Origin of the sequence: Burkholderia sp. ABCPW 11 (genome assembly GCF_001523445.1) — a bacterium.
GTDB lineage: Bacteria > Pseudomonadota > Gammaproteobacteria > Burkholderiales > Burkholderiaceae > Burkholderia.
Genome location: NZ_LOVM01000022.1, coordinates 1 through 9,113, shown reverse-complemented (window position 1 = coordinate 9,113; position 9,113 = coordinate 1). Strand labels below are relative to the sequence as shown.

The following is a 9,113-nucleotide window of genomic DNA, read 5'->3' as shown; positions in this document are numbered from 1 at the left end:
CTGACAGGAATATGAATTGCTTCATAAACCTGACTTACTTTAGTGTGAGACTCTTGATACTTTTGCTATCTGATCCGGGGATCAGCTCGCTTCCATCAAGCGCCCACACTTATCGGCTGTTAATTTTTAAAGAGCATTCTGCGAGGAATCCTGAACCCCTCAGCAGCGCTGCGTTTTCAGCAGCAGAGAAGCGAGATTATGAACCGTGTTTCGCAGCGCGTCAACTACTTTCTGCACGACATCGTTGCGACTGCGGGGTCATCTTCCTGCGCCGTCGGGGCTCGCTACTTCCGAACCCCAACAGCACCGCTTCCCTTCCTCCCGCGCTGCGTTTCCGTTAGCGCGAAAGAGGCGTGATTCTATGCATCCGCCCCCTTCCGTGCAAGCTCTTTGTGAAGAAAGTTCGAAAAAGCCCCCGTGCGCTGCCGCGCACGGAGGCTTTGGGCGCGACGCACGATGTCACGCTGTCGGCCCGCAGACCGCCGACAACCTTTCTCCCTCCTATATATAGAAGCGCATCACTTGCTGCCCACCGCAGCCCGCAGTTGCTCGACCGGCACCGCGTCGGCCATCGCCGCGTAGCCCGCATCGCTCGGATGGATGCCGTCGCCGCTATCGTATCGGCGCTGCAGCACGCTCGGGCGCGCCGGATCGCGCAGCACCGCGTCGAAGTCCACCACGCCGTCGAACCCGCCGCCGCGGATCCACCGGTTCACCTCGAGCCGAATCGCTTCGCGTCCGGCCGGCAACGCCGCCGGCGTGAGCGTCGCACCGAAGACCTTCACGCCCTGTCGGTGCGCCGCCTCGATCAGCCGGCGATAGCCGTCGATCAACGACGCGGCCGTCACCTGCGTATGCGGGTGATCGCAGTCGAGCCCCGCGCGCGGCGGCATCGCCGCGAAGTTGATGTCGTTGATCCCGATCAGCACGATCGCCGCCTTCACGCCCGAGCGTGACAGTGCATCGCGCTCGAACCGCGACGCCAGCGACGTGCCGTAGCACGCGGAATCGCTGAGCAACCGGTTCCCGCTGATGCCGAGATTCACGACGCCGATCGAATCGGCGCCCGACGCCGTCAGCCGACGCGCGAGCGCGTCGGGCCAGCGACGGTTCCGGTTCACGCTGGAGCGCAGCCCATCGGTGATCGAGTCGCCGATCGCGGCGACGCTGGCATGCGCGGAACCGACTTCGACGGCCAGCTCCGTTACCCACGCATATTGAGTAAAACGGGTGCGGAACGCGGCGGCGGCCGGATCGCTCACATGATCGCCGGGCCCAGACACATAGTTGAACTGGTTCGACACGCGATGCCAGACCGTCATCCGCTGGTTCGGCCCCATCCGGAGATCGATCGCATACGGCTGCGCGGCCATCACGTCGATCGCCACCGGATCGCTTTCGAGCTCCTGGCCCGGCGCGAGCGTCACCGACGCCTTGCCGCCGAACCGCACCGGTACCGCCGCGCCGCCGGCAAGTGCCGCCCCTTCGCCGGCGCGCGCAAGGCTCGCGGCCTCGACGACCAGCGGCGCGCGACCGTATGCGTTGCTCACGCGAATCCGCGCGGCCCGCCCCGACACGGTCGGGTAGACGATCTGGCGCACGGTCCGCCCGGCCACGTCGGGAGCACGGTAGAGCGGCGGCGGCGAGGCGAGATCGGGAATCGGCTGCAGCGCGGTCGCCCACGCGGCGACCCAACCGGCCGGCGCGGCCGACGCCGCAAGCGGCGACACGAAAACGGCCGCGCCCAGCGCTACCGCGGCGAAACTGCTTCGAAATGACATCGGCGAAATCCTCATCGGAAAGCGGGCATTGTGCCGCAGAAGACGCGAGGCCCACGTGCGGGGCCGTACTCGCGCCGCCCGATCGCGCCCCGACTTCTGTCGTTTACCCGAATCCCGCCGCAAATTCGCGAGAAATTTATTAACCGACCGGTCGGTTGGTTTATACTTCGCAACACACTCAACCGGACGAGAGCTTTCGCCATGTACACGCAATCCCTCGACATCCCCGGCAACGTCGCGCCGCTCGACGCCGCAGCCGAGTCGCCCGAGCAGGCGCGGTTCGATGCGGTGATGGCCGCGGACGGCAAGATCGAACCGCAGGACTGGATGCCCGACGCGTATCGCAAGACGCTGATACGCCAGATCTCGCAGCACGCGCATTCGGAAGTCGTCGGCATGCTGCCGGAAGGCAACTGGATCTCGCGCGCGCCGAGCCTGAAGCGCAAGGCGATCCTGCTCGCGAAGGTGCAGGACGAAGCCGGCCACGGCCTCTATCTTTATAGCGCGGCCGAAACGCTCGGCGTATCGCGCGATGCGCTGATCGACGCGCTGCACGCCGGCAAGGCGAAATACTCGAGCATCTTCAACTACCCGACGCCGACCTGGGCCGACGTGGGCGTGATCGGCTGGCTGGTCGACGGCGCCGCGATCATGAATCAGATCCCGCTGTGCCGCTGCACGTACGGCCCGTACGCGCGCGCGATGATCCGCGTGTGCAAGGAAGAGTCGTTCCACCAGCGCCAGGGTTTCGACGCGCTGCTGTCGATGATGAAGGGCAGCGACGCGCAACGCGCGATGGTCCAGCAGGCCGTCGACCGCTGGTGGTGGCCGGTGCTGATGATGTTCGGCCCGAGCGACGCCGATTCGGTCCACAGCAGCCAGTCCGCCAAATGGGGCATCAAGCGGATCTCGAACGACGATCTGCGGCAGAAATTCGTCGACGCGACGGTCGACCAGGCGAAGGTGCTCGGCGTGACGCTGCCCGACCCCGACCTGAAGTGGAACGAGGCGCGCGGCCACTACGACTACGGCACGATCGACTGGGACGAATTCTGGCGCGTGGTCAACGGCGACGGCCCGTGCAACAAGGAACGCCTCGCGACCCGCGTGAAAGCACACGAAGACGGCGCCTGGGTGCGCGAAGCCGCGCTCGCGCACGAAGCGAAGCGCCGCGCCCGCGCCGAACAGCACGCCGCCTGAGCGGCACCCCTCGAATTCAGGAATCAGGAGAAAGCGATGAACAAGGAATGGCCGATCTGGGAAGTGTTCGTGCGCAGCAAGCAGGGCCTCGACCACAAGCATTGCGGCAGCCTGCACGCCGCCGACGCGACGATGGCGCTGCGCATGGCGCGCGACGTCTACACGCGTCGCCAGGAAGGCGTGAGCATCTGGGTGGTGCCGTCGTCGGCGATCACCGCGTCGGATCCGAGCGAAAAGACCGAACTGTTCGAGCCGGCGGGCGACAAGATCTACCGTCACCCGACGTTCTATACGCTGCCCGACGAAGTCAACCACATGTAACGCGCGCCATGACGATCACGCCCGAACACCTCTCCTATGTGCTGCGCCTCGCGGACAACGCGCTGATCCTCGGTCAGCGCAACGCCGAATGGTGCGGCCACGGCCCGATCCTCGAGGAAGACATCGCGCTCACCAACATGAGCCTCGACCTCATCGGCCAGGCGCGCATGCTGTATACCCACGCGGCCGAACTCGAGCGCCAGCTCACCGGCGCGACGAAGACCGAGGACGACTACGCGTACTTCCGCACCGAGCGCGAGTTCGCGAACTTCACGCTCGCCGAGCTGCCGCACTACGGCCCGGTGTCCGGCACCGCGCACGCCGACAAGGACTACGCGGTGACGATCGTGCGCAACTTCCTGTACGCGACGCTGATGCTGCACGTATGGAGCGCGCTGGAAACGTCGACCGACACGCAACTGGCCGCGATCGCCGCGAAATCGGTGAAGGAAACCCGCTATCACGTCCAGCATGCGCGCGAATGGCTCGTGCGCCTCGGCGACGGCACCGACGAATCGCACCGCCGCGCGCAAGCCGCGCTCGACTACCTGATGCCGTATACGCGCGAATGCTTCGCCGCCGATGCGATCGACGACGCGATCGTTGCAGCGGGCATCGGCCCGGCGCCGGCCGCGATCGAAGCCGCGTGGCGCGCGGACGTGGACGACGCGCTCGCGGAGGCCACGCTGACGCTGCCGGCGCCGGTGAAGCATGTGACGACCGGCAAGCGAGGCGAGCACTCGGAACACATGGGCTACCTGCTCGCGGAAATGCAGAGCCTCGCGCGCCAGCACCCCGGCGCGAGCTGGTAACCGGCCCACGCCACGGAGCCCGACGATGTCCGCCCAGACCGCTACCCCAGCCCGCAACGCCGCCGCGCACCGCGACGATCCGCTGCTCGCCCGTGCGTGGGACGTGCTGGAAGCCGTGCCCGACCCGGAGATTCCGGTCGTGTCGATCCGCGAGCTCGGCATCCTGCGCGACGTCCGCCGCGCGGACGACGGCCGGCTCGAAGTCGTGATCACGCCGACCTACTCGGGCTGCCCGGCGATGTCGCAGATCGCCGAGGACATTGCCGCCGCGCTGCAGGCCGCCGATCTGCCGCCGCACCGGATCGAGACGGTGCTCGCGCCCGCATGGACGACCGACTGGATCACGCAGGAGGCGCGCGACAAGCTGCGCGCGTACGGCATTGCGCCGCCGGCCGGCCAGTGCGGCAGCGCCGCGCCGCGGGAAAACGTCGTGCGCTTCGTGCCGCGGCCGGTCGCGGCACCCGCCTGCCCGCGCTGCGGTTCCGCGCGCACCGAACGTCTCGCGCAGTTCGCGTCCACGGCCTGCAAGGCGCTGTATCGCTGCGTCGACTGCCGCGAACCCTTCGACTACTTCAAACCCTACTGAAATATGGCGACCCCGCAATTTCATCCGCTGCGTATCCGCGACGTGCGGCCCGAGACCGCCGACGCCGTGACCGTCTCGTTCGACGTGCCGCCCGAGCTGCGCGACGCGTACCGCTTCACGCAGGGCCAGTTCGTCACGCTGAAGACCCACATCGACGGCGAGGAGACGCGCCGCTCGTATTCGATCTGCGTCGGCACGACGGACTACGACCGTGACGGCGAACTGCGCATCGGCATCAAACGCGTGCGCGGCGGCCGCTTCTCGAACTTCGCGTTCGACACGCTAAAGCCCGGCCACACGATCGACGTGATGACGCCGGACGGCCGCTTCTTCACGCACCTGAACGCAGACCACGGCAAGCAGTACGTCGCGTTTTCCGGCGGCTCGGGGATCACGCCGGTGCTCGCGATCGTGAAGACGACGCTCGAACTCGAGCCGCGCAGCACGTTCACGCTGATCTACGGCAACCGCAGCGGCGACGCGATCATGTTCGCGGAGGAGCTCGAGGACCTGAAGAATCGCTACATGAACCGCTTCGTCCTCTATCACGTGCTGTCGGACGACCTGCAGGACGTCGAGCTGTTCAACGGCGTGCTCGATCAGGCGAAGTGCGCGGAATTCCTCGCGACGCTGACGCCGGCCGACGCGATCGACGAGGCATTCATCTGCGGCCCGGCGCCGATGATGGACGCCGCCGAAGCCGCGCTGAAGGCGGCCGGCGTGCCGCAGGCGAAGGTGCACGTCGAGCGATTCGGCACGCCGCTGCCGCAGGCCGGCGCACCGGTCGTCGAGATCACCGACCAGACGCCGGCCGCCGACCTCGAAATCGTGCTCGACGGCAAGAAGCGCAAGCTGCGTTTGCCGTACGAAGGCGTGAGCCTGCTCGACGTGGGCCTGCGCGCCGGCCTCGCGCTGCCGTATGCGTGCAAGGGTGGCGTGTGCTGCACGTGCCGCGCGAAGGTGGTCGAAGGCGAAGTGCGGATGGAGAAGAACTACACGCTCGAGGACCACGAAGTGAAGGACGGCTTCGTGCTCACGTGCCAGTGCCACCCGATCAGCGACAAGGTCGTCGTGAGCTTCGACGAACGTTGAGCGGCATCGCGTCGCGGCGCCCGACGGTTTCTCGCCGTCACACATCTCGCTTACACTAGGGGCCGCCGGCCGGCTGGACGTCGCAACGTCCGCCCGGCCGGCGGTTTTCTTTTGTTGACGACAGGCCGATGAGTACCATTCATGTGATTCAGGGCGGCACCGCCGCCGCGTCGCTGCGCGAGGCTCTTGCGCAAGCCGGACGCGACGAGCGCGTCGTCGGTTTGCTCGACGATCTCGGCGTCGGGCCGCTGAAGGGCGCCGACGAGACGCCCGACACGCGCGCCGCCTTCTGGCAGCACGTGCTCGGCAACCAGATTCCCGACTGGAACGCGGAAATCGAAGGCGAATTCGCACGCCTCGACCAGCTCGCGACGGAGACCGGCCAGGTCGTCGTGTGGCACGCGCCGAGCGTCGGCGACAAGCTGCTGCTGCGCCGCGTCGCCTATCACCTGCGCAACGTGCCGCAGCGCCTGAACGAGGTGCGGCTGTCGGCCGCCGATCTCGACGCCGCGCAGCGCGCGTCGCTGTCGCGCACCGACCAGGCATGCGCGACCGGGATGTTCTCGCCCGCGGAACTGGCGCGCAAACGGCCGGCGGCCGCGCCGGTCTCGGTCCTGCGCATCGGCCGCCTCGCGCTCGAATGGCAGGAAGCGAAGCACCTGAACGCCGAACTGCGTTATTGGGTCAGCAACACGATCAAGAGCGGCCACTACGCCGATCTCGACGCACTGATCGTCGCGCGCGCGGAAACCGACTGGCAGCCTGCGCGGCGCCTCGTCGGCAGCATCATGGCCGCCGCCGACCGCGGCGGGCTGTTCGTCAGCGACTCGATCGCCTGGTGGCGTTGCCGCGAGCTGGCGGTCGCCGGCCGGCTCGAGCTGCAGGACGACGCGCCCGACGCCCTCTCTTCCACGCAGGTGCGCGCAGTCCGCGCCGCCCCGCACCGCTAATCTTCCGTATTCGACCATGGCCCGAACCCGAGCGCCCGACCACGAATCCCAGCGCGAGCAGATCCTCGACCTGGCCGCCGAGAAATTCGCGCAGACGAGCTACCCGAGCACGTCGATGTCCGATCTCGCGACCGCGAGCGGCACGTCGAAGGCGCGGCTCTATCACTATTACGAGAGCAAGGAAGCGATCCTGTTCGACCTGCTCGACCGCTACACGAAACGGCTGATGCTGATCATCGCCGAGGTCGAGGGCGCGAGCCAGCGGCGCGGCCTCAGCGAGCGCGACGCGTTCGCCGAACTCGTGCGCGCGTTCCTCGCCGAATACGAGACGTCGCACAGCCGCCACGTCGCGCTGCTCAACGACGTGAAGTATCTCGAGGACGCGCAGCGCGAAATCGTGCTCGACCGCCAGCGCGACATCGTCGCGGCGTTCACGCGGCAGCTCGCGCGCGCGTACCCGGACCGCATCTCGAAGGAAAACCAGACCTCGGTGACGATGATGGTGTTCGGGATGATCAACTGGACCTTCACGTGGCTGAAGCCGGGCGGGCGCCTCGGCTACCGCGACTTCGCCGAACAGGTGATCGACCTGATCGAACGCGGGCTGTCGACAGCCGCCTGATTGCCGCGCAGCAGCATGCGTTGCGTGGCGGGCACAGTGCGACCGCCCGCCACGCATTTCATATGATGAATTTTATATCCGTTAAAAATCAAATAGATAGAGAATGAACTAAGCGGATTTAGAATTCCTCCTCGGCATAAACACTGTCAAATACGGGTTTTCCCCAACCCCGCTCGGGTAAAATGCTGTTGCATTGCACAACCCGTTTGTGCGCCCACACTGAGGAACCCACGATGAACACGCAATTCAACGGCCGTGCCGATGCTGTCGGCAAGGTCGGTACTGCGCCGGTTCTCGTCAGGGAACTGGCTTCCAAAGACCGTGAGCAAATGCTCACCCACTTTCTCTCGCTCGACGAAGAGGACCGCCTGCTGCGCTTCGGCCAGATGGTTCCCGACCACGTGATCGAGAACTATGTCCGCACGATCGACTTCGGTCGCGATACCGTGTTCGGCGTGTTCGACCACGACCTCGAACTGATCGGCGTCGGCCACCTGGCCTATCTGCCGGCCGAAGGCGACACGCGCACGGCGGAATTCGGCGTGTCGGTGCTCGAAAGCGCGCGCGGCCGCGGCGTCGGCTCGAAGCTGTTCGAGCGCGCGGCGATCCGCAGCCGCAACACGCACGTGACGATGCTGTACATGCACTGCCTGTCGCGTAACGCGACGATGATGCACATCGCGAAGAAGTCCGGGATGCGGATCGAGTACGCGTACGGCGAAGCCGATGCGTACCTGTCGCTGCCGCCGGCCGACCACTCGACGATCATCGCCGAGATGCTGCAGGAGCAGGCTGCGGTGTTCGACTACGCGATGAAGCGCCACGCGCGCCGCACGACGAAGTTCATCGAATCGCTGATGCCCGCCGCACTGACGGCCTGACGTCGACGACGTCAGCCAGCCGGGCCGCGCCTGCGGGCGTGCCCGGCGCCCTCCCTTCCCCGCCGCGCTAGCGCACCGAACGAATCGGCAACGCCGTCGTTTCCTTGAAGCAGTCGAGCGAGAAGCTCGTTTTCACGTCGATCACCGACGGATGGTGCAGCAGATGCTCCTGCACGAAGCGGGAGAAATGCGCCATGTCCTCGACCTGCACGCGCAGCAGGTAATCCATGTCGCCCGTCATCGCGTGGCACGCGACCACTTCCGGCCAGGCCTGCACGGCCGCGCGAAACAGTTCCGCGTGGGTCGCGCCCGCGCGCGCCGACGTCTCGTCGGCCCGCATCGGCGCGAGGCCGCCGCGCTTTTCGAGCCGCACGCTCACGTAGGCCAGCAGGTCGAGCCCGAGCTTCTGCGGATTCAGCAGCGCGACGTAGCCCGTGATCACGCCGATTTCCTCGAGCCGCCGGATCCGCCGCAGGCAGGGGCTCGGCGACAGGTTCACGCGTTCGGCGATCTCCTGGTTCGACAGGCGCCCGTTCTCCTGAAGAATCGCGAGAATTCGCCGATCGATGGCATCCAATTCGGCTTGCGCCATCTTCTGCCCTCCGATGATTATTTTGAGACTGGAAATTGCGCCATCGTAGGCGCGGGCGATTAAGTTCGCAAGTTTCCGCTCGCGGCCGCCCACTACACTCTGTCGCATGTTTCGACTCGCCGCGCACGCGCGCTACCGGCACGGCCGTCGACATCGAACCACGCCGGGCACGCGCACGCCGCCCCGGCCGATCGCCCCGCACAGCAACCATCTTGAGACAGCCCATGTCATGCGCAATTGAAATCCGGCTGCCAACGCTCGCCAGTGCGAGCGATG

At 66.5% G+C, this 9,113-nt stretch carries 10 protein-coding genes; 8 read left to right on the top strand and 2 right to left on the bottom strand.

Annotation, left to right across the window (positions count from 1 at the left end; translation table 11 throughout):
- Nucleotides 1-518: 518 nt before the first annotated feature.
- Complete coding sequence (locus WS61_RS08615) at nucleotides 519-1,781, bottom strand: SGNH/GDSL hydrolase family protein (protein WP_059500091.1); 1,263 nt, start codon at nucleotides 1,779-1,781, stop codon at nucleotides 519-521.
- 201 nt (nucleotides 1,782-1,982) lie between these two features.
- Here WS61_RS08615 and paaA point away from each other — a divergent pair, with 201 nt between their 5' ends.
- The 8 genes from paaA to WS61_RS08575 all read left to right on the top strand — a co-directional run bounded on the left by paaA (nucleotide 1,983) and on the right by WS61_RS08575 (nucleotide 8,245).
- The gene (paaA, locus tag WS61_RS08610) at nucleotides 1,983-2,981 is read left to right on the top strand and encodes a 1,2-phenylacetyl-CoA epoxidase subunit PaaA (RefSeq protein WP_059500090.1); all 999 of its coding nucleotides are present in this window, start codon (nucleotides 1,983-1,985) and stop codon (nucleotides 2,979-2,981) included.
- Nucleotides 2,982-3,017: 36 nt separating this feature from the next.
- Nucleotides 3,018-3,302 (top strand): 1,2-phenylacetyl-CoA epoxidase subunit PaaB, encoded by a 285-nt coding sequence (gene paaB, locus WS61_RS08605; RefSeq protein ID WP_059500089.1) that lies wholly within the window; start codon nucleotides 3,018-3,020, stop codon nucleotides 3,300-3,302.
- A gap of 8 nt (nucleotides 3,303-3,310) precedes the next feature.
- Nucleotides 3,311-4,114, top strand: coding sequence for a 1,2-phenylacetyl-CoA epoxidase subunit PaaC (gene paaC / locus WS61_RS08600; protein WP_059500088.1), 804 nt, complete (start codon nucleotides 3,311-3,313; stop codon nucleotides 4,112-4,114).
- 25 nt (nucleotides 4,115-4,139) lie between these two features.
- Entirely contained in the window at nucleotides 4,140-4,700 is a 561-nt protein-coding gene (gene paaD / locus WS61_RS08595) for a 1,2-phenylacetyl-CoA epoxidase subunit PaaD (protein ID WP_059500087.1), read from the top strand.
- Between the two features lie 3 nt (nucleotides 4,701-4,703).
- Nucleotides 4,704-5,792, top strand: a complete 1,089-nt coding sequence (gene paaE, locus WS61_RS08590; RefSeq protein ID WP_059500086.1) for a 1,2-phenylacetyl-CoA epoxidase subunit PaaE — start codon at nucleotides 4,704-4,706, stop codon at nucleotides 5,790-5,792.
- A gap of 128 nt (nucleotides 5,793-5,920) precedes the next feature.
- Complete coding sequence (locus WS61_RS08585; protein WP_059500085.1) at nucleotides 5,921-6,742, top strand: DUF1835 domain-containing protein; 822 nt, start codon at nucleotides 5,921-5,923, stop codon at nucleotides 6,740-6,742.
- A 16-nt stretch (nucleotides 6,743-6,758) separates the two neighbouring features.
- Entirely contained in the window at nucleotides 6,759-7,364 is a 606-nt protein-coding gene (locus tag WS61_RS08580; protein WP_006482923.1) for a TetR/AcrR family transcriptional regulator, read from the top strand.
- Nucleotides 7,365-7,597: 233 nt separating this feature from the next.
- Complete coding sequence (locus WS61_RS08575; RefSeq protein ID WP_059500084.1) at nucleotides 7,598-8,245, top strand: GNAT family N-acetyltransferase; 648 nt, start codon at nucleotides 7,598-7,600, stop codon at nucleotides 8,243-8,245.
- A gap of 67 nt (nucleotides 8,246-8,312) precedes the next feature.
- Here WS61_RS08575 and WS61_RS08570 read toward each other — a convergent pair whose 3' ends face one another.
- Entirely contained in the window at nucleotides 8,313-8,837 is a 525-nt protein-coding gene (locus WS61_RS08570) for an Lrp/AsnC family transcriptional regulator (protein ID WP_059500083.1), read from the bottom strand.
- Between the last annotated feature and the right edge of the window lie 276 nt (nucleotides 8,838-9,113).

Coding starts and splice junctions, on each gene's coding strand:
- WS61_RS08615 (WP_059500091.1), bottom strand. CDS start 1,781: ATGTCATTTCGAAGCAGTTTCGCCGCGGTAGCGCTGGGCGCGGCCGTT.
- paaA (WP_059500090.1), top strand. CDS start 1,983: ATGTACACGCAATCCCTCGACATCCCCGGCAACGTCGCGCCGCTCGAC.
- paaB (WP_059500089.1), top strand. CDS start 3,018: ATGAACAAGGAATGGCCGATCTGGGAAGTGTTCGTGCGCAGCAAGCAG.
- paaC (WP_059500088.1), top strand. CDS start 3,311: ATGACGATCACGCCCGAACACCTCTCCTATGTGCTGCGCCTCGCGGAC.
- paaD (WP_059500087.1), top strand. CDS start 4,140: ATGTCCGCCCAGACCGCTACCCCAGCCCGCAACGCCGCCGCGCACCGC.
- paaE (WP_059500086.1), top strand. CDS start 4,704: ATGGCGACCCCGCAATTTCATCCGCTGCGTATCCGCGACGTGCGGCCC.
- WS61_RS08585 (WP_059500085.1), top strand. CDS start 5,921: ATGAGTACCATTCATGTGATTCAGGGCGGCACCGCCGCCGCGTCGCTG.
- WS61_RS08580 (WP_006482923.1), top strand. CDS start 6,759: ATGGCCCGAACCCGAGCGCCCGACCACGAATCCCAGCGCGAGCAGATC.
- WS61_RS08575 (WP_059500084.1), top strand. CDS start 7,598: ATGAACACGCAATTCAACGGCCGTGCCGATGCTGTCGGCAAGGTCGGT.
- WS61_RS08570 (WP_059500083.1), bottom strand. CDS start 8,837: ATGGCGCAAGCCGAATTGGATGCCATCGATCGGCGAATTCTCGCGATT.